1 protein-coding gene is annotated in these 404 nt (G+C 29.0%); it reads left to right on the plus strand.

The window, feature by feature from the left end; all coding sequences use genetic code 11:
• Positions 1-404 (plus strand): hypothetical protein (locus BCT81_RS29135; RefSeq protein ID WP_157938853.1); only part of this gene is annotated, 404 nt, incomplete at both ends.

Raw genomic sequence — 404 nt, forward strand, 5'->3', positions numbered from 1 at the left:
AGTATGAAGTTAGCTATTTATCTTTATTCGTGAGAGTATCATTAGACAAATTTAAACTACACGAAAAAGAGTTGTTAGAGCTAATCAAGAGATTTGAAGCTTCAGACATTATTAAGATTGTTAGGTTTTTATATACCGGATATAGTCAATGTTCTGAAGAGAAAAATTTAATTAGCAATAGAGTTAAATATCTTGATGAGTTAGTTTCAGAAAAGGATGAGTTAATTTTGGAAAAAGATGAGTTGCTTAAAGATGTTAACGATTGTTTTTTCAAAAAAGAGCATGAAGTGAAACTTTTAAAAAATGAAATTAAAGATATTCGCGATTCTTATGAAAGAGAGATAATAGAACTCAAAGCTTTCAAAGAAAGCGTTGATTCTAGTCGCGCATGGAGAGTTATATCT

Origin of the sequence: Vibrio sp. 10N.261.52.A1, assembly GCF_002876325.1 — a bacterium.
Lineage (GTDB): Bacteria > Pseudomonadota > Gammaproteobacteria > Enterobacterales > Vibrionaceae > Vibrio > Vibrio chagasii.